Origin of the sequence: Brevibacterium moorei, assembly GCF_024580735.1 — a bacterium.
Classification (GTDB): domain Bacteria; phylum Actinomycetota; class Actinomycetes; order Actinomycetales; family Brevibacteriaceae; genus Brevibacterium; species Brevibacterium moorei.
Map to the genome: position 1 here is coordinate 1 of NZ_JANIJX010000029.1, position 19,666 is coordinate 19,666.

Annotated in this window: 14 protein-coding genes and 2 tRNA genes; 7 read left to right on the forward strand and 9 right to left on the reverse strand. The window is 65.4% G+C overall.

From position 1 onward, the window contains the following. The first annotated feature begins 148 nt into the window (after positions 1–148). The 3 genes from NQ034_RS16485 (at position 149) to NQ034_RS14330 (ending at position 3,955) form a co-directional block, all read left to right on the forward strand. The gene (locus tag NQ034_RS16485; RefSeq protein ID WP_257049672.1) at positions 149–3,673 is read left to right on the forward strand and encodes a DEAD/DEAH box helicase; all 3,525 of its coding nucleotides are present in this window, start codon (positions 149–151) and stop codon (positions 3,671–3,673) included. Between the two features lie 135 nt (positions 3,674–3,808). Beyond that, positions 3,809–3,881 (forward strand) — tRNA-Ala (locus NQ034_RS14325). Position 3,882: 1 nt separating this feature from the next. Continuing rightward, positions 3,883–3,955: transfer RNA gene (locus NQ034_RS14330), tRNA-Ala, on the forward strand. A gap of 123 nt (positions 3,956–4,078) precedes the next feature. Here NQ034_RS14330 and NQ034_RS14335 read toward each other — a convergent pair. Further along, positions 4,079–4,768 (reverse strand): aspartate/glutamate racemase family protein, encoded by a 690-nt coding sequence (locus NQ034_RS14335; RefSeq protein WP_257049673.1) that lies wholly within the window; start codon positions 4,766–4,768, stop codon positions 4,079–4,081. Positions 4,769–5,087: 319 nt separating this feature from the next. Here NQ034_RS14335 and NQ034_RS14340 point away from each other — a divergent pair, with 319 nt between their 5' ends. Both NQ034_RS14340 and recQ read left to right on the forward strand, forming a co-directional pair. After that, positions 5,088–6,329 (forward strand): flavin-dependent oxidoreductase, encoded by a 1,242-nt coding sequence (locus tag NQ034_RS14340; protein WP_257049674.1) that lies wholly within the window; start codon positions 5,088–5,090, stop codon positions 6,327–6,329. A gap of 75 nt (positions 6,330–6,404) precedes the next feature. Then, on the forward strand, positions 6,405–8,276 hold the full coding sequence (gene recQ / locus NQ034_RS14345) for a DNA helicase RecQ (RefSeq protein WP_257049700.1): 1,872 nt from the start codon (positions 6,405–6,407) through the stop codon (positions 8,274–8,276). Here the strand turns inward: recQ and NQ034_RS14350 are convergent. Both NQ034_RS14350 and NQ034_RS14355 read right to left on the reverse strand, forming a co-directional pair. Further along, positions 8,273–8,773 carry a CoA-binding protein gene (locus tag NQ034_RS14350; RefSeq protein ID WP_257049675.1) on the reverse strand — a complete coding sequence of 167 codons (501 nt, stop codon included), beginning with the start codon at positions 8,771–8,773 and terminating at the stop codon, positions 8,273–8,275. The two genes, recQ and NQ034_RS14350, sit on opposite strands and share 4 nt — an antisense overlap. Next, positions 8,770–10,098 carry an O-acetylhomoserine aminocarboxypropyltransferase/cysteine synthase family protein gene (locus tag NQ034_RS14355; protein WP_257049676.1) on the reverse strand — a complete coding sequence of 443 codons (1,329 nt, stop codon included), beginning with the start codon at positions 10,096–10,098 and terminating at the stop codon, positions 8,770–8,772. Before NQ034_RS14355 ends, NQ034_RS14350 begins: the two co-directional genes overlap by 4 nt. A 156-nt stretch (positions 10,099–10,254) precedes the next feature. Here NQ034_RS14355 and NQ034_RS14360 point away from each other — a divergent pair, with 156 nt between their 5' ends. Beyond that, the gene (locus NQ034_RS14360; protein WP_257049677.1) at positions 10,255–11,484 is read left to right on the forward strand and encodes a metal-dependent hydrolase family protein; all 1,230 of its coding nucleotides are present in this window, start codon (positions 10,255–10,257) and stop codon (positions 11,482–11,484) included. A gap of 137 nt (positions 11,485–11,621) precedes the next feature. On the opposite strand, the gene NQ034_RS14365 is transcribed toward NQ034_RS14360, so the two are convergent. Both NQ034_RS14365 and NQ034_RS14370 read right to left on the reverse strand, forming a co-directional pair. Then, complete coding sequence (locus tag NQ034_RS14365; protein ID WP_257049678.1) at positions 11,622–12,794, reverse strand: hypothetical protein; 1,173 nt, start codon at positions 12,792–12,794, stop codon at positions 11,622–11,624. A gap of 114 nt (positions 12,795–12,908) precedes the next feature. Further along, positions 12,909–13,340, reverse strand: coding sequence for an acyl-CoA thioesterase (locus NQ034_RS14370; RefSeq protein ID WP_257049680.1), 432 nt, complete (start codon positions 13,338–13,340; stop codon positions 12,909–12,911). Positions 13,341–13,490: 150 nt separating this feature from the next. On the opposite strand from NQ034_RS14370, the gene NQ034_RS14375 reads away from it, so the two are divergent. After that, positions 13,491–15,170 (forward strand): AMP-binding protein, encoded by a 1,680-nt coding sequence (locus NQ034_RS14375; protein WP_257049681.1) that lies wholly within the window; start codon positions 13,491–13,493, stop codon positions 15,168–15,170. A 6-nt stretch (positions 15,171–15,176) separates the two neighbouring features. Here NQ034_RS14375 and NQ034_RS14380 read toward each other — a convergent pair whose 3' ends face one another. The 4 genes from NQ034_RS14380 to NQ034_RS14395 all read right to left on the reverse strand — a co-directional run bounded on the left by NQ034_RS14380 (position 15,177) and on the right by NQ034_RS14395 (position 19,666). After that, on the reverse strand, positions 15,177–15,677 hold the full coding sequence (locus NQ034_RS14380; protein WP_257049682.1) for an acyl-CoA thioesterase: 501 nt from the start codon (positions 15,675–15,677) through the stop codon (positions 15,177–15,179). Positions 15,678–15,788: 111 nt separating this feature from the next. Continuing rightward, positions 15,789–16,352: a C40 family peptidase gene (locus tag NQ034_RS14385; protein ID WP_257049683.1), complete on the reverse strand. Its 564-nt coding sequence runs from the start codon at positions 16,350–16,352 to the stop codon at positions 15,789–15,791. 339 nt (positions 16,353–16,691) lie between these two features. Beyond that, positions 16,692–18,176, reverse strand: coding sequence for an MFS transporter (locus NQ034_RS14390; protein ID WP_257049684.1), 1,485 nt, complete (start codon positions 18,174–18,176; stop codon positions 16,692–16,694). Positions 18,177–18,421: 245 nt separating this feature from the next. Next, positions 18,422–19,666 (reverse strand): glycosyltransferase, encoded by a 1,245-nt coding sequence (locus NQ034_RS14395; protein WP_257049686.1) that lies wholly within the window; start codon positions 19,664–19,666, stop codon positions 18,422–18,424.

Sequence of the window (19,666 nt, forward strand, 5' to 3'; positions counted from 1 at the left end):
CCGGTCGGGACACTCGATGATTCCCTGGTGGGTGGACAGATCACGGCAAAGGCACACACTGTGGTGGCCAGTCAGTGCCTGGGTCACACCCTGGATGGAAACCATCCCTACAAGTATCAACGTCAGTACCGTATGCAACGATTGAGGTGTGGAAGACGTACAGCTGCCGGAACTCTCTCCGGAGACGGTCAACGAGCGATTCGATCCGCGCACCTCGCAGCGCGGGTCCGACTATGCCAACCGGGGAATGGTCGAGGCGCTCGAACTGTCGGCTTCCAGCCTCGTCGAAGGGCCGATCGGCCAGGAGCGGACGTCGTCCCTATACGCCGAAGTCGCCGGTTCGCAGGGCGCCCAGTACTCGACGAAGCTGACGGTGGTCGAATACTCCGATGGGCGCGCTTCGGAGATCGTCGGGGCCAGCTGTGCGTGCCCGGTCGGCGTCATGTGCAAGCACGCGGCGGCCATCGCCTGGCTTCTGACACCGGAATTCCGGCAGCAGCGGGTCCACCCGGGCCCTGCGGTATCCGGATCCGGCACAGTTGGGCAGGCGGCCCCGGAAACCGCAGCCGCGATCGACAACCTCATGCAGTGGGCGCAAGAACACGGCCTGGACGTGCAATTCGCAGATGCCCTTGCCGCAGGCACAGGGACGGACTCCTCTGTACCCGCACGCTTCGCCCCGCCGGCTGTCCCACAGGCGCCGAAGTCCACCTGGCGGCAGGAACTGGGTGCGCTGCGCTGGATCGAAGCGGACGAAACCCTGGTGCCCGTGGCCATCCAGTTCGAACTGCGTCCGAAGCCGGTGCGCAACTGGTGGGGCCAGGAACTGCCAGATTCATTCGAACCCGAGGACGCCGCTGCGGACCCGGAGATGCGCGTGGCCATGCGACTGATGCGACCGGGCAAGCGCAATAACTGGATCAAAGGCGGCCTGAGCTGGCGCTCACTGACGAACTCGGCACAGACCTCGAAGTACAAACATGCGCAGACGGACGTCCTGGCCCGGATCTATCGGCTCTATTCGGCAGAACACGAAGGCTACGGGTCCAATGGCGAGGTGCTGGGGATCGAACAGTTCACCTCGACGCTCGTCTGGGATCTGCTGCAGGAGGCGCAGGCCGCCGGTGTCGTCTTTCTGCCCGCCGGCTTCATCGGCGACGTTGGCCTGGGGGAGCCGGTGACCGCCTTCATCGACGTGCGCCAACCGTCCGGAGGCGATCGAGGGGACCTGATACTCGAACCGACCGTGCGCCCGCGCCCGGCCGGTGGAGTCCACACCATCGGCGGGGTGGGCATCGGGGAGTTCGTCGCTCTGGGCGATACCGACGCCCCCGCTCGCGGGCGGGGGCGGACCGGACCCAGCCACGCCCTGACCCTGCACCCACTGAGCGAACCGCTGACGCCGGCCGTCCGGCACATGTTCCTCCGCGAACCCGTGCGCATCGGGGCCGAGGACTCCCAGGAGTTCTTCGCCGACTACTACCCGCGCATCCTGCCCCAGGTAGACCTCGATAGCACCGACGATTCCGTCGTGCTGCCGGAACCGGCCCGGCCGAAACTCCTGGCCCATCTGCGTTACGGGGCCAAGGACCGGCTGACGATCGACTGGGAGTTCGACTATCCCGGCCACGTCGGCCCCGTGCCGCTGGAATTCCAGGAGGGAGCCGGCCGTGATAGATCATTCGAAGCCGAGGTCGTGGCCCGGGTCCGACTGCTCGACGGCGACCTGGCCGTGACCGGACGCCAGAGCCTCGAAGGCGTCGCAACCGCCGCCTTCACCCATCTGACGTTGCCGAAACTGGAGCGGACGGACGACGTCGCGGTCATGATCTCAGGGAATCGGCCCGCCTACCAGCAGCTGCAGGCAGAACCGCACATCAGCGTCACCGCGGACAAAGTCGACAAACACGATTGGCTGGACCTGGGCTTCGAGATCACGGTCGAAGGGCGGACCATTCCCTTCCCCACGCTGTTCAAGGCGCTGGCCCAGGGCAAGGACAAACTCCTGCTGGTCGATAAGAGCTTCTTCTCCCTGCACCACCCGGCCTTCGAGAAACTGCGCAACCTCCTCACGGAGGCGGACGCCCTGGGTGAATGGGATCCGGAGGCTCCCAAAATGGCCAAGCACCAGGTCGCCTTCTGGGACGAACTCGATGACATCGCAGACGAATCCCGCGCCGATCAGGACTGGTTGGAGTCCATCGCGGGCCTACGCGACATCACGGCCATCGAGCCGATAGCAGTGCCGGCGGGTCTCAAAGCGGAGCTGCGCGACTACCAGCAAGCGGGATTCCAATGGCTGGCATTCCTCCACGCGCACAAGCTGGGTGGCATTCTGGCCGATGACATGGGCCTGGGTAAGACGATGCAGACACTGGCGCTGATCGCCCACGCGGTCGAAAGCAGTGGGCCCGGTACGGCCGGCGCGCCGTTCCTGGTCGTTGCGCCCGCCTCCGTCACGGGAGTCTGGCAGCAGGAGGCCGCGCGCTTCACCCCGGACCTGAACGTAGTGCGCCTGGGCTCCACCACCGGCAAACGCAAGACACCGCTGGCAGATGCGATCACCGGGGCGGACCTGGTCATCACCAGCTACACCATCCTGCGCATCGACCAGGCCGAGTTCGCGGATACAGCCTGGTCCGGTCTCATCCTCGACGAGGCGCAATTCGTCAAGAACCAGACCGCGCAGGTCCATCAGGCGGCCGCCCGGGTCCCCGCCGACTTCAAATTGGCGATTACCGGCACTCCCATGGAGAACTCGCTGACCGACCTGTGGGCCTTGCTCAACATCGCAGAACCCGGCCTACTGGCCTCGGCCCGGCGGTTCCGCGACCACTACGTCAAGCCCATCGAATCGGGGGAGAACCCGACCCGGATGGCATCGCTGCGGGCCCGGGTGCGGCCCTTCATGCTGCGGCGGACCAAGGAACAGGTCGCGGCCGATCTGCCGGCCAAGCAGGAACAGACCGTCAGTGTCGAACTGGTCCCCAAACACCGCAGGCTCTACGACGCCGTACTGCAACGGGAACGCAAGAAGATCCTGGGGCTGGTCGACGACCTGGACAAGAACCGGTTCATCGTCTTCCGCTCGCTGACCCTGTTGCGCATGCTGGCACTGGACCCCGCGATCGTCGACCCGCAGGAGTACGCCGACGTGCCATCGAGCAAACTCGACGAACTCTCCGAACGCCTGGGCCAGGTCATCGAAGAGGGCCACCGGGTTCTGGTGTTCAGCCAGTTCACCTCCTTCCTACACCGGGTAGCCGGCCGGCTGGAACACGGGGGCATCGCATACTCCTATCTGGACGGGGCGACCAGGGCGCGTTCGCAGGTCATCAAGGATTTCCGGTCAGGGGACCAGCCGGTGTTCCTCATCAGCCTGAAGTCCGGGGGATTCGGCCTGACACTGACGGAGGCGGACTACGTCTTCCTCCTCGACCCGTGGTGGAACCCTGCGGCCGAAGCACAGGCGATCGACCGGGTCCACCGGATCGGGCAGTCCAACAGCGTCATGGTCTACCGCATGGTCGCAGACGGCACGATCGAGCAGAAGGTCCTGGCCCTGCAGCAGAAGAAGGCCGAATTGTTCTCCAGCCTGATGGACAATGAGACTGCGTTCTCCTCCGACATCACCGCAGATGACATCCGGCAGCTGTTCGAGCCAGGAACATGAGTGCAGGGGCATGAGCGCCGGCCCGATGCAGGTGTGTGAATCATCGCACAAATCGGCCACATATGCCGTCTCGTTTTGCAATGCCGCCCAGGACCTGGTTATAGTTATCTCGTTGCCCGGAACGCCGGGCGGCCCGGGGCTATAGCTCAGTTGGTAGAGCGCTTCGTTCGCAATGAAGAGGTCAGGGGTTCAATTCCCCTTAGCTCCACGGGGGTATGGCGCAGTTGGTAGCGCGTCTCCATGGCATGGAGAAGGTCAGGGGTTCGAATCCCCTTACCTCCACATCATCGGCAATGTCCGGATTCCGATCGCTTGAGAGCGTGAGGGTCCGGGCATTGTCGTTTTTCGTTTCTCTGAGCACGCCGCACCCCGAATCCCCACGCCGGCGGATGAAAGGGACAGCGGTCATTCCTCGGCGGCGGCCAAGGCCGCGGTGACATGCAGCGCGGTCGTTGGGAACACCGGGACCGGCGAGTCCTGCTGGCCGATGAGCAGCTCGATCTCCGTGCACCCCAGGACGATTCCCTGGGCTCCGGCAGCGACGAGCCGGCCGATGACCTCCCGATACGCCTGCCGCGAATCCTCGGTGACGATACCGCGGACCAATTCCTCGTAGATGATCCGGTGCACCGTCGCCCGGTCCTTTTCGTCCGGGATCAACGATGTGATGCCGTGGTCGGCCAGGCGATCGCGATAGAAGGCCTGCTCCATCGTGAACGCGGTTCCCAACAGCCCCACCGTGGCCAGGCCTTTGGCCCTGATCGCCTCGGCGGTGGTGTCACCGATGTGGATGAATGGGACGTCGATGGCTGCGCTGATCTGGTCGGCGACCAAGTGCATCGTATTCGTGCACAACACCACGAGTCCCGCCCCAGCGGCTTCCAGCCCCCGCGCATGCGCGGCGAGGATACGGCCCGCACCATCCCAATCGCCGGTGGCCTGCAATGCCTCGATCTCAGCGAAATCGAGCGAGTCCAGCAGGATCGGCGCGGAATGAAAGCCGCCGAACCGATCCCGGACCTGCTCATTGGCCATCCGATACCAGTCCAGTGAGGACTCCCAGCTCATACCGCCCAGCACACCGATGATCTTCACGCTTCGATCCTACGGGTTCGCTCAGTCGCAGCGGTAGAAACCCTCACCCGATTCGACGCCGAACGTGCCCCGGTCGAGGTAGTCGGCCCTGAGATAGGCGGCCCAGGCCTGCTGGGTAACAGAACCGATGAGTTCGTGGCGGGCACCGTGGAATCCGGCACCGCCTGCGCGATCTGGCTGCCGAGTACCCCTGCATCCAGAACGGTGATTTTTGTGAAACCGGACGTCACTGTGTTCCCTTCGTTCGCACGCTGAGACGATCCGCGCAGATTGGTCGGACGGCTCCTATAGTGGGGAACCCCGACATAGGAGTCAGAACATGCGCATCACCATCGCCGGAGCGGGAATCGGTGGACTCTCCCTGGCCCTGAGCCTACACGCCGCCGGCCTGTCCGACGTGCACATCTATGAGCGCTCGGAGCAGATTCGAGGGCTGGGCGTGGGCTTGAACCTGCTGCCGCACGCGGTGCGCGAACTCACCGAGCTGGGCCTGGCCGAACGGCTGGAGGAACTCGGCGTGGAACCGACCACTCTGGCGTACTACAACCGCTACGGCCAGCACATCTGGAGCGAACCACGGGGCACCCGTGCGGGCTATAAATGGCCACAGCTGTCGGTGCACCGCGGCCGGTTGCAGATGCTCCTGTTGGATGCCGTGCGCGAACGCCTGGGCGATGCCGTGCACGAGGGTCACCGGCTGGTAGGAGTGCGCTCGCAGCCCGACGGGACGGAGCTGGCGACCTTTGAAACGGCCTCGGGACCGGTCGAGGTGTCCACCGACGTTCTGGTCGGCGCCGATGGAATCCATTCGGCCCTGCGGGCCCTGCGCTATCCGGCCGAGGGCGCCCCTCCCTGGAGCGGCCTGATCAACTGGCGCGGCACCGCGATCGTCGACCCCTTCCTGGACGGGGCCACCATGGTGATGGCAGGCGACGGCGACCAGAAGTTCGTGGCCTACCCCCTAGAGAACGTCCGTCCCGACGGAACGCAGAAGATTAACTTCATCGCCGAGGCCCGCACTGCGGGGGACCCCACGGCCGACTGGAACCACCCCGTGGCCGCCGAGCCCCTGCTCGAACGGTTCGCCGCCTGGAAGTTCCCCTGGCTGGACGTGCCCGCGGTGCTGGGCGCGGCCGAACAGATCCTCGAGTATCCGATGGTCGACCGCGACGCACTTGACCAGTGGACGTTCGGTCGCACCACCCTGCTGGGCGACGCCGCCCACGCGATGTACCCGAACGGCTCCAACGGCGGCTCCCAGGCGATCCTCGACGCCCGGACCCTCGCCTTCCACCTGGCTACGGCCGAGGACATCGACTCGGCGCTGGCCGCCTACGAAGCGGTCCAGCGTCCTGCGACCGCGGCGCTCCTGGCCAAGACGCGGCAGACCGGGCCGGAACTGGTCATGCTGTTGGCCTATGAACGGGCCCCGCAGGGCTTCACCCACATCCACGATGTGATCTCGGCGGCGGAACTCGAAACGATCGCCTCCGACTACAAGGTCGCCGCCGGTTTCCATCCGGCCACTCTCAACGAGCGGACGTCTTTGACCGTGCAGTGAAGCGCGAGGCCGGCGGTGAGCGCCGCAGGGCACGTGTCCTAAGCTGACGGGGTGGAAGACGAGCACACCGAGGCGATGACGTACAGCGGGCCCCAGGGGGTTCCCGGAGACGAAGAGGCACGCAGGGCGCGCGCCCTGCAGATCCTGCAGGAGGTGTTCGGCTACGAGTCCTTCCGCGGAGACCAGGCCGCGATCATCGACCGGGTGGCCTCCGGTGGCGACGCGGTCGTGCTCATGCCCACCGGCGGCGGAAAATCCCTGTGCTATCAGATCCCCGCCCTGCTGCGGCCGGGTACCGGAATCGTCGTCTCCCCGCTCATCGCGCTCATGGCCGACCAAGTCGCAGCCCTGGAGGGCAACGGCATCCGCGCGGCCTATCTGAACTCGAGCCAGGACCTCGACGAGGCCAGGGCCGTGGAGTCCCAGCTGCTGGCCGGCGAACTCGACCTGCTCTACCTGGCGCCCGAACGGCTGGTGCTGCCGCGCACCCTGGACCTGCTGTCCCGCGCCCCGATCGCGCTGTTCGCCATTGACGAAGCCCACTGTGTGGCCCAGTGGGGCCACGACTTCCGACCGGACTACCTGGGCCTATCGGTCCTGGCAGAGGCGTTCCCCACGGTCCCGCGCATCGCCCTGACCGCCACCGCCACGGCGGAGACGCACGAGGAGATCACGGAGCGCCTGGCGCTCGACGACGCCCGCCACTACGTCTCCAGCTTCGACCGGCCCAATATCCAGTACCGGATCGAACCGAAGGACCGGCCGCGCGACCAGCTGCTGAGCCTGATCACCGGGGAGTTCCCGGGCGAGGCCGGGATCGTGTACTGCCTGAGCCGCAAATCGGTGGAGACCATCGCGGAATGGCTGGCGGCCCGCGGCATCGACGCCCTGCCCTATCACGCAGGTCTGGACCCGGCGGTGCGGGCCGGAAATCAGGAGCGCTTCCTGCGCGAGGACGGGGTGGTGATGGTCGCGACGATCGCCTTCGGAATGGGCATCGACAAACCCGATGTCCGGTTCGTCGCCCATCTGGACCTACCCAAGAGCATCGAGGGCTACTACCAGGAGACCGGTCGCGCCGGCCGCGACGGCCTGCCCTCGGTGGCCTGGCTGGCCTACGGGATGGGCGATGTGGTCAGCCAGCGGCGGATGATCGAGCGCTCGGATGCCGGGGACCTGTTCCGGCGCAATGCCAATGCCCACCTGGACGCGATGCTGGCACTGTGTGAGACGACCGGGTGCCGTCGGGTCCAGCTGCTGCGCTATTTCGGGCAGAACTCCCAACCGTGCGGCAACTGCGACACCTGCCTCAATCCGCCGGCGGTGTGGGATGCGACGATTCCCGCGCAGAAGTTCCTCTCAGCGGTCATCCGGCTGGACCGCGAGCGCGGCCAGCACTTCGGCGTTGGACAGATCGTCGATGTGCTGTTGGGCAATGAGAGTGACCGGACACGCGAATCGCGGCACGAGGAACTGAGCGTATGGGGGATCGGTTCGGAGCTGGGGCCGAAGCAGTGGCGCACCCTGGCCCGTCAGCTGTTGGCCCGCGGGATCCTGGACGCGGTGGGCGACTACGGGGTGTTGATTCCCGGCCCACACGCCGGCCCGGTGCTGCGCGGCGAGGTGGCCGTCGAACTGGCCGAGGACCGGCGGCCCGAACGCAAACGCCGCTCGAGTACCATCGGCGGTCGTTCGGCGGGCAGCCGCGCCGCCGATGCCCTCGAGCCGGCCGCCCGCGAGGTCTTCGAGGCTTTGCGCGGTTGGCGCACCTCGGTGGCCAGGGAGAAGGGGATTCCGCCGTACATGGTGTTCTCCGACGCCACCCTGGTGGGCATCGTCGAGGCGCGGCCCGGGTCGGTGTCGGCCCTGGGCTCGATCAGCGGGGTGGGCCGGAAGAAGCTGGCCGAGTACGGCGAGGGACTCCTCGCCGTACTCGCGGACTCCTAGTCCAGGATCTGGCGCTTGGCTGAGATCACGCCGGTGTTGAACCCTGCCAGGTTCAACCCGCCGTGGAACCTGGCGTGCTCGATCTTCAGACAGCGGTCCATCACGACCTCCAGACCGGCGTCCTCGGCGATGTGGGCCGCCTCCTCATTCCAGGATCCCAGTTGGAGCCACAGCGTCCTGGCGCCGATCCGCACGGCGTCGCGGGCGACCTGGGGCAGGTCCTCATCGCGGCGGAACACGTCGACGATGTCGGGGACCTCCGGCAGTTCGTCCAGGCTCGCATAGACCGGATGGCCCAGGATCTCCTGCTCCCGCGGATTGATGAAGTACACGCGGTAGGGACTGTCGGCCAGCAGATATGTGGCCACGAAGTTCGAGGCACGGGCCGGCTTCGCGGAGGCTCCGACGATCGCTACGGACTTCGCCTCGCTCATGATGCGCAGACGATCCTGGGCTCCGGGGCCCGTCCAGGTGCGAGTTGTCTCCTGTGCGGTCATGCGGCCACACCTCCTTCGTGGGTTGTACCGGTGGCGGCGGTCAATGCCGTGTCGAGGTCCCAGATGATGTCGGCCAGGTCTTCCAACCCCACCGAGATGCGGATGAGATCGGCGCCGACGCCGGCGGCCTCGAGCTGTTCTGCGGAGAGCTGCTGGTGGGTGGTCGATGCCGGGTGCAGGATCAGGGTGCGGGCATCGCCGATGTTGGCCAGGTGGCTGGCGACCTGCAGGTGCTCGATGAAGTCGGCGCCCACCGTCCGACCGTCCTTGTCGCCGCTGGCTGCGGTGCCGAAGGAGAACACGGAGCCGGGGCCCTTGGGCAGGTACTTCTGGGCGCGGGCGTGGTGGGGGTGGCTCTCCAGGCCCGAATAGTTCACATAGGCGATGCGCGGATCGGCTTCGAGCCACGTTGCCACAGCCTGCGCATTGGCGACGTGCTCGTCGAGGCGTTGTGGCAGTGTTTCGACTCCCTGGATCAGCTGCCAGGCTGCCTGTGGCTGCAGGGATGGACCGTAATCGCGCAGCTGTTCGTTGCGCAGCCGGAACAGGAAGCCGTATTCGCCGAAGTTGTCCCACCAGCTGATGCCGTTGTAGCTGGGGATCGGTTCGGTCATCAGTGGGAACTTGCCATTGGCCCAGTTGAACTTCCCCGACTCCACGACCACACCGCCCAGGGTGGTGCCGTGGCCGCCGATGAACTTGGTGGCGGAGTGGATGACGATGTCGGCGCCGAATTCGATCGGGCGGCACAGGTAGGGGGAGTTCAGCGTCGCATCGACGACCAGCGGGATGTCGTGGGCGTGCGCGACCGCTGCCAGGCCCTCCAGCTCGGCGATCTCGGAGGAGGGATTGGCGATGAGTTCGGTGTAGACGGCCTTGGTGTTGGGCCGGATCGCGGCTTCGAAGTCCGCCGGGTCCGTGCCCGTGATGAAGGTCGTCTCCACACCGAAGCGGCGCAGTGAGACGTCCAGCTGGGTGACGGTGCCGCCGTAGAGCTGGCTGGAGGCGACGATGTGGTCGCCGGCCTGGGCCAGCGCCGCGAAGGTGACGAATTCCGCGGCCATTCCCGATGAGGTGGCGACAGCGCCGATCCCGCCCTCCAGACTGGCGATGCGCTCTTCGAAGGCCGCGACTGTCGGGTTGCCGATGCGCGAGTAGATATTGCCGAACTTCTGCAGGGCGAACAGGTTCGCAGCATCGTCGGAGTCCTTGAAGACAAAGGACGTCGACTGGTAGATCGGGACGGAACGCGCCCCGTGGATCGCATCGGGGACGGCACCCGCATGCAGGGCGCGGGTGCGGAATCCGAATTCGTGATCGGCCAAGACGGCTCGCTTTCTGCCCGATCCGCACATCTCGGCGGACGGGCCTGGAGAACAGGGGTATGCCTCCACTCTATCGAGCCCGGAGTTCCTGCGCTGCGGGATTTCGAATCGCGGATGTGCCGTGGTGTAGAACACCCGGCCGGATAGGGTGGCCCCATGACAAAGAAAACCCTGATCACAGGTGCCGTCGTGTTCGACGGCACGTCCTTCGCAGGCGCTCAGGACGTCCTGGTCTCCGACGGCCGGGTCGCCGAGATCCTGCCCGCCGGAACCGGTGCGGCAGGCCACCCGGACGCCGAGGTCGTCGATGCCACCGGGCAGACGCTGACACCGGGCATCATCGACTGCCATGTCCACGTCACCAGCGAGACCGCCGGGTCGCTCGACTCCTTCCACGAGCCCTTCACCTATCAGTTCTACCGCTCGGTGGACCTGCTGAAGAAGACACTGCACGGGGGAGTGACCTATGCCCGTGACGCCGGGGGAGCCGATGCCGGGTGCCGGTTGGCGCTGCAGAAGGGGCTGATCGTCGGTCCCAAGCTCAAGCTCGCGATCCAGATCATGAGCCAGACGGGCGGGCACGGTGACGGATGGCTGCCGTCGGGTGTCCACGGCACCATGTCGCTGCCGCACTACGGTCGGCCCGACGGAGTGGCCGACGGGGTCGAGGGTGTGCGCAAGAAGGCCAGGGAGATCCTGCGCGCGGGCGCCGACCACATCAAGATCTGCTCGACCGGCGGTGTGTTGTCAGCCGCAGACGATCCGCGGCACAGCCAGTTCACCCGTGATGAGATCGCCGTCATCGTCGAGGAGGCCCAGGCGCAGGGTGGCTATGTGATGGCACACGCACAGGGCTCCGAGGGCATCAAGAACGCCCTGGTGTCCGGCGTGCGCTCGATCGAGCACGGGATCTACCTCACCGATGAGCTGATCGAACTGTTCTTGGCCAAGGACGCCTACCTCGTGCCCACTCTGCAGGCGCCGCTGGCCGTCATCAAGGGCGCGGAATCGGGAGCTCCCATCCCGCCGGCCCTGGTGGAGAAGGCCAAGATGGTCGCCGAGGTTCACGCGGAATCCGTCCGCAGGGCCTACGCCGCCGGCGTCAAGATCGCGATGGGAACCGATGCCGGCGTGGGTGAGCACGGGCAGAACCTGGAGGAACTCGAACTGCTGCAGTCCCAGGCTGGGATGTCGACCGCGGATGTTCTGGCGGCAGGGACCTCGGTGGCGGCCGAACTGATGGACATCGGCGACGTGGTCGGCGCGATCGCGCCCGGCCTGGCCGCCGACCTGGTGCTGTTCGACGGGGATCTGGAGTCCGTCGGGGTGACCGAGGCACGTCGCCGGGTTGCGGGTGTCTTCCAGGACGGTGTGCGCATGCGCTGAGCCATCCGATCATCGGCGCTCGCGGGTCCCCGGGCCCGGGAGCGCCGATGCTCCCGGACACAGTGCAGGGGCCGTTCCCGTCGATCAGACGGGAACGGCCCCTGCACTGTGTCGGATGGGTCTGAGTCCGATGGGTCCTAGAGGAATGCCACGAGGACCGAGGCGATGACCACCGAACCGGCGCTGACCGAGGTGAAGCCGCCGACGAGCATCGGCGGCAGCATGACCGCCAGGAGCGACTCCTTCTCCTCTTCGCTGCGTGCGACACCGCGGGCGACCTCATTGGTGATGAGGTAGTCGGCGGGGAAGCCGTACATGGCGGTCAGGGCGACGGACATGCCCAGGCTGCCCTTCCATTTCAGGAGCTTCGTGACGATGTAGCCGCCGAGCATGATCCCAAGCCCGCCGATGATGAGAATGGCGATCAATGGCACGATTGCGTGGAGGATATCCGGGATGGAGGCTGCCATCAGCGGCGCGACGACCACCGCGATGATCGAGGCCATGCCCAGGCCGAACGAGCTGGCGCGTTCCATCGCGCGGTCGGGCGTCAGCCCCAGCCAGGTGCAGATGATGCCCAGGATCAGCGCGACGATCGACGACGGGATGTGGGTCGGGCCGGAGATGGCCACCGCCAGGGCGCCACCGCAGAAGATGATGAACAGCATGAACAGCTCATTGTCCGTCAGCGCCTTGGGCAGGTTGACGAGCTTCTTCTTCGTGGCGGCCATTTCCTCATCGGCCTTGTGCGCGGCCGCGAGCTGTTCGAGCTCACCGGAGTCGCGCAGCCTGATCGCGTGGCGCCGCAGCAGGAAGTTCGTCATCGGCATGGATGGCACGGACTGCAGCATCAGGACCAGGGACGGCAGCACCAGCACAGCGCCTGCCACGGCGTGTTCCTTCAGACCCGCGGTGGTCAACCCGGTCGCCACGATGCCGCCGGCCAAAGGGCCGGAGCCCGCGACGAAGGTCTGGAAACCGAACAGGGGCCAGATGACCAGGGCCATGACACCCACCGCGATCGCCATACCGCCACAGGTGATAAGGACGGACCGCCACTGTTTGGCCAGTGTCCGCAACGGGATGATCGAACCCATGTGGAACAGCAGCGGCGCTGACATGATGGTGTACAAGGACAGCAGGCCGGTGTCGTCGACCAGGCTCTCGGGCACCCAGCCGGCCTTGGCGACGATGAAGATGCCCAGCATCGCGATGAGCAGACTGGGCACCCTGGCCTTGGACCAGATGGAGACGATTTCGCCCAGTGCGATGAACAACATCACGACGACGATCGCGTAGACGGGATTCATTCGTGTCCCTCCTTCGAGGGTCGGGAAGAGTTGACCGACACAGTTTTCCATCTGACCTGCACCGATGATAGATCCAACTCACTATGTGAGATGGAAGACACCATGTGACTGCCGTTATGCCAAGGTCTCCGCGAAGCCCCGCCGCTGCGCTTCGGTGAACGGTGTCGGAGTGCGGGTCAGAGTATCGATCTGCACGATGGTGCTCGTGGCCCTGGCCCTCACCTCGCCGGCTGAGACCAGGAGCTGCTCCATCGTCGCCGAGGTCCGCCCCACCTTCGAAATCCGTGTGCCGACCGTGGCCTCGCCTGGCCAGTGCAGTTCGCGCAGATAGTCGATGGTGATCGAGGCGAGGACGAACTCACGGTTGGAGTCGGCGGTCTGTGCCCTGGCGGCGTCCAGTGTGGTAACCCGCCCGGTTTCGAAGTAGGAGGAGAACACGCTGTTGTTCACATGCCCCTGCCTGTCGGTGTCGCCGTAGCGGATCGTGTCCCGGCTGATCTGGGGGAAATCGGCCAGAGCGGCGTGGTCCGGGTCTGTAACTGTCATTGTCGAATGTTCGTTCATAACCCCATGGTGCCATGGCCGGTAGCGCCGTGTGGCGGATGATTGCGCCGCTTCCGGCGTGGTGGCATATTGGGAGGCTATCGGACAAGGGTGTCCGTCGGCGGCGGGGCCGCCGTGATGAAAGGCGAGGAAATGACAGACCTCTCATATACGTGCGGAACCGGGAGCACGCCCCTGCTGGGCGAGACGATCGGGCAGAACTTCGCCAGAGTCGTCTCCGCCCATCCGGATCGCACAGCCCTGATCGACGTCGCCTCCGAGCGCACCTGGACGTATGCGCAACTGGATGCCAGGACGGCCGAACTCGCAGCGGCGCTCACGGAGCGCGGAATCGGGCGGGGTGATCGAGTGGGCATTTGGGCACAGAATCTGCCCGAATGGACCCTGGCCATGTACGCCACGATCAGGATCGGCGCGATCCTGGTCAACATCAACCCGGCATACCGGAGCCATGAGCTGGACTTCATCGTCGAACACTCCGGTCTGAAGCTGCTGATCAGTCAAATCGCCGCACCGCCACACTCCGATTTCATCGCCATCGCCAGGGAAGTGCAGGCCGAACACCCGTTCGATCTGGTGTTCATCGATACCGCACCGACGGCGCTCTGCGAGACCGATCACCCTCTGCCGGATGCGGAGCGCCTGTCCGCGCTCTGTGCCGCAGGCATACGGCTGATGGAGGATCCCGGGATCAGGATGTCAGCACGTTTGGCGCGTATCGGGGCGGAGCTGGATCCCGACGATCCGATCAATCTGCAGTACACATCTGGCACGACTGGATTCCCCAAGGGCGTCACCCTGAGCCACCACAACATCCTCAACAACGGGTACTCGATCGGGGAGATGCTGAACTACTCCGAGGAGGACTCGGTGGTCCTCCCCGTGCCCTTCTTCCACTGTTTCGGCATGGTGATCGGGACCCTGGCCGCATTCTCCCACGGCGCAGCGACCGTGATACCGGCTCCGGCCTTCGACCCGGCGCGCACTCTGGCGGCCGTGCAGCGCACACGCGCAAGCAGCCTCTACGGCGTGCCCACGATGTTCATCGCAGAACTCGCCCTGGCAGATCTGGCCGATTACGACCTGTCCAGTCTGCGCACGGGGGTCATGGCGGGTTCGACCTGTCCCGTCGAAGTCATGCGCAAGGTCATCGAGACCATGCACATGCCCGAGGTCGCCATCTGCTACGGCATGACGGAGACGGCGCCGGTATCCATGATGACCCGGACGGACGATTCCCTGGAGCGCCGGACGCAGACGGTGGGCCGGGCGATGCCCTTCGTGGAGATCAAGATCGTCGACCCGGCGACGGGCCTGCAGGTCCCCCGCGGAATCAAGGGGGAGCTGTGTACCCGTGGGTATTCGGTGATGCGCGGGTACTGGGAACAGCCCGATAAGACCGCGGAGTCGATCGATTCGGGGCGGTGGATGCACACGGGGGATCTGGCGATCATGAACGACGACGGCTACGTCGACGTCGCGGGCCGGATCAAGGATCTGGTGATCAGGGGCGGGGAGAACATCGCCCCGCGCGAGATCGAGGAGTTCCTCTACACCCACCCCGACATCGCCGATGTCCAAGTGGTCGGGGTGCCCGATGCGAAGTACGGGGAGGAGCTCATGGCCTGGGTGATTCTGCGCGAGGGGGCTCCCGAGCTGACGGCGGAGGGCCTGCGGGAATTCTGCGCGGGCCGCCTGGCCCACTACAAGATCCCCAGGTACGTCCAACGCAGGGAGTCGTTCCCCATGACGGTCTCCGGCAAAGTCCGCAAGGTCGAGCTGCGCGCAGAGGGTGCGCAGCTGACCTCCTGAGGCGGCTCAGCGGATTCGCAGGGCGCCGCTCAACGCGGGATCCCAGCCCAGCGCGTCCTCGGCGGCGACTGCCGCATCAAGGTCTTCGCGCAGATCGTCGGGGAAGTCAGTGGTGCGGCGGGTGCTGAAGGAGATGTGCACGAGCATCGTCTCGAAGATCATCGACAAGCGCCGATTGTCGTCGTCGAGCACATAGGAGGCCAGGAGTAGCGCACGGGAGCCGATCCCACCGATGCGCACGCGCGTCGACAGGTTGGCGCCCAGGCGCATCTCGGCCAGATACCGCATGTGCTGTTCGACGGTGAAGACGCCCAGATTGCGGTTGGTCATGTACTCGGCGTCGAGGCCCAGGCCTGCCGCGCGCTCCATCGCGGCCTGAGAACCCACGTCGAAGTAATGTCGGATGTTCATATGGCCGTTGGCGTCGACCCACTCCGGCGGAACGGTATACGAACCGTACCGGGGGAGGTCGGCCAGCTGGTCGTAGGTTGGATGCGCCTGCGGCATGGGGATCCCTTCGTCATTGAAAAAGTCCTGGGCCCGGCCAATCAGGCCGGGCCCAGGACTCAAGCTATCATCCGTGAAGGGGCTGTGGTGGATCAGGGCCACCGGGTGGGGTCAGGACAGGGCTTTGACCCGCACGACCTTGGCGCCCTTCATCCAGCTCAGGGAACGCTCCGAGACACCCACACGCGAATTACCCGCGTCGACACCGTATGCCTTGCCCTTCTTGGTGATGATTCCGACGTGGCCGGGCGAGTGGATGATGTCGCCGGGCTTCGCCTTCTTCACCGAGATCCGCTTGCCGGCCTTGCCGATCGCGGAGCTGGTGCGCGGGACCTTGATCTTGTTCTTCTTGTAGACGTAGCGAACGAGGCCGGAGCAATCGAAGGCCTTGGGCCCGTTACCACCGGTGCGGTACTTCTTGCCCTTCTGCTTCTTGGCCAGCTTGACGATGGCGTTGCGCTTCGAGGTCTTCGAAGCCTTCTTCTTGGACTTCTTCTTCGAAGCCTTCTTGCTGGACTTCTTCTTGTCCGACTTCTTCTTGGAGTCGGACTTCTTGCTCGAGCCGCTTCCGGCGGCGCCCAGGGAGGCCGCGTTCGCCGGCGATGCCGCAATGGCTCCGCCCATAGTCAGTGCCGCGGTCAGGGCGACTGCTGTGATCGACGTCTTGAAACTCATGAAATACCTATCCTCGCTGTTGGGGGCCGCAGCTGCGGGGAAGCTGTGAAGCGGCCGCCTGTGCGCATCGGCCCGGGTGTTTCCACCCGGCGGGGCTCGAGGCCCCTCACGTATGTACCGACATGTGTTGGTGTTATCGTTCTGTGACTTTTCGAGTGTTACACATGCCGTTACCCAAATGCAACAATGACTCCCGATTCGTTACCCAAAATACTCTTCCGAAGGCCACGCCTGTCGTGGTATGAGTGCACGAAGAAGCGCCGCACCCAATATGGGATGCGGCGCTTCACAGTGTGAGACGATTATCTATCGTTCCAGGTCAGGATGGGTGTGATCAATCTAGGCGTTGACCGGAACTCGGATGGTCTCCAAATCCAGATCGGGATTGCGATCCTGGAAGGCGACCAGCGCCCTGGCCTCGGTGTGAGTTGCGACAATCGGCAGCGAGCCGGTCAGAGGCTTGCGGGCCGATTCGCCGATCGCCAGGATTGCAACGCCCGCGATGATGCTGAAGAACATGATGTAGAACGCCGGCATCAGATTGTTGCCCGTCCACTGCATGAGCGCCTGGGTGAACAACGGGGTGGTGCCACCGAAGGCGGAGACCGCCAGATTGTAGGACAGGCCCATACCCGTGTAGCGGGTGGCGGTGGGGAACAGCGCGGGCAGAGCCGCGGCCGAGGGGCCGACCCACAGGGCCACGGGGATCGCAATGAGCGACAGGGCGACCATCACCCAGGCGAGGGTCCCCAAGTGCATCAGCTTGAAGGCGGGCACCGTCAGGACCACTGTGGCGATCGCGGCGGCAGCGTAGACCGGGCGGCGGCCGACACGGTCGGAGATGAAGCCGACGATCGGGATACAGATGCTCATGACGACCAGAACGGGCACGGTGGCCAGTGCGGAGGTGATCGAGGAATAACCGACCTCCTCCTCGAGATAGACGGGCATGTAGCTCGTCAGTGCGTAGCCGGCACTGTTAGTGGCGGCGACGATGGCCATGGCGACCAGCAGGGGGCGCCAGTGGTGGCGGATCAGACCGATGAACCCGTGACGCGCATAGGGATCGTCGTGGTCGACGTCGGTGAGATCGGCGCTGGCCTCGGCCACCTCGAACGCGGGCGTCTCCGGCAGCCGCGAACGCAGCCAGACGGCGATGATGCCCAGGGGGATTGCGGTGAGGAACGGGATGCGCCAGCCGTATTCGGCCATGGCGTCCGGCCCGGATACGGAGGTGCTGATCCAGGTGGTCAGACCGACGACGGTGGCGCCGGCCGCAAAGCCCATATAAGAACCGGTGTCGAGCATGGAGGAGAAGAAGCCGCGCTTGCGGTCGGGCGCGAATTCGGCGACGTAGGTCGCGGCACCGGCGTACTCGCCGCCGGTGGAGAAGCCCTGCAGCATCTTCAGCAGGTAGAGCAGGACGAGTGCCCAGACACCCAGGGTATTGGCCGTCGGCAGCAGGCCGATGAGGGCGGTGGCGCCGGCCATGACGCTCATGGTGAAGAAGAGGATCTTGCGGCGGCCGAACTTATCGCCCAGCGGCCCCAGGACCAGTCCACCAAGGGGGCGGACCAGGAAGCTGACGGCGAAGCCGAGCAGGGTCGCCAGGAGCTGCCACTGGGTGGGGAGCCCGGAGGCGAAGACGCCGGTCATCACGACGGCCAGGTAGCCGTAGATGCCGAAGTCGTACCACTCCATGAAGTTGCCGACCAGCGTGCCGCCGATCGCGGGCTTGAGCTTGGTGGGTGGAACGACGTTGACGTGTTCGACCTTGAGTCGTTCGGGGTGGGGCTTGGGGGACTTGCCGGTTCTGCTGTGCATGAGTACCTCCTGCACTTAATCGGTTCGGAATCGCTGGGCGACGCCGCATACGATGTTCGACCTTACGGAGGCCGAAATCGAAGATCAAGGCAGAACCGGGAGGGTGCACTCGGCAGGGTTTATTGCAATATGAGCCCTACATGTGAGAACCCTGAAAACGCTGTTTGGCCAGTAGGCAACTGGCGAATGCGTGCTTCCCCGTCAAGGGCACCTGTGTATTGAGTGGCAATCCCGAATGTGGGGCCTCAGGCGGGCCGTCGGACGCGCGAGTGCGCGGCGATGACCTCTGCGTAGATGTCCTCGAAGGTGTTCAGGGTGTTCTCGATGTCGTGCTTGGCGACGATCTCCTGTGACACCCGTCCCATGGCCGCGCGCTCTTCCTGCGATGCCGTGAGCAGACGGGTGAACTTGGCGGCCAGATCATCCGTGTCGCGCGGGGTGAAGAGGTAGCCGTTCTCCCCGTCGCGGCACAAGTGGGGCAGAGCCACTGCATCGGCCAGGACCACCGGTTTCCCCGAGGCCAGGGCTTCGAGAGTTGCGATGCTCTGGAGTTCTGCGGTCCCCGGCAGGCAGAAGAAGGTGGCGCGCTGATATGCGGAGACCAGCGCGTCGTCGTCGACCTTGCCCAGGAGGCGCACCCGCTCGGCGACGCCCAGTTCTACCGCAAGGGCCTCGAGGACGGGTGCCTGGTCGCCGTGGCCGATGATCTCCGCATGGAGGTTCAGCGCCGGATCGGTCTTGGCCAGAGCTCGCACGATGTCCGTCGCGTTCTTCTCCGCGGACAGGCGGCCGACGAAGAGGACCGTCGGGGCCTCGGCCTGTGCCGTGTCGCCGGTGGCGCATGCTGCATGGAACTTCGATAGGTCGATGCCGCACGACACAGGGTGGATATCGTGGGTGAACCCGTGGTCGGTCAGCAGGTCGGCCGCGAGCTGTGTGGGGACCGTGATGTAGTCGGCCGATTCGAACTTCCGCCGCAGGTCCCACCAAGCGCCCTTGGTCACGATGTCGAGCACCGGGTCCGGTGCCGGAAGATACGGGCGGACATTGCCCGGCATGAAGTGGTTGGTCGCGACAACGGGGATGCCCCGTTTGCGCGCCTCGTTGAAGGCGAACCTGCCGATGACGAAATGGGCCTGGGTGTGGACGACATCCGGCCGGATGGCATCGAGGATCTGGGCGACTGCCGGGCGGGTGTCCCATGGCATGCAGATGCGCCAGGTCGGATGGGGCCGCCACCTGACGGATTTCACATAGTGCAGGATCACCCCGTCTTGCCGGGTGTTGCGGCGCTTGCCGTTGGGGGAGGGGCAGATGACGTGGACTTCGTGGCCGCGGCCGGCCAGGGCCGTTGCGAGCCGTTCGGCGAACTTGGCGGCTCCGTTGACCTCGGGAGCGTAGGTCTCACAGGCTATGCAGATGCGCAGCGTCTGGCCGTTGTGCGGTGCGGACGCATGCGCGGCGGAAGTATCGGAGAACAGTGCACTCAC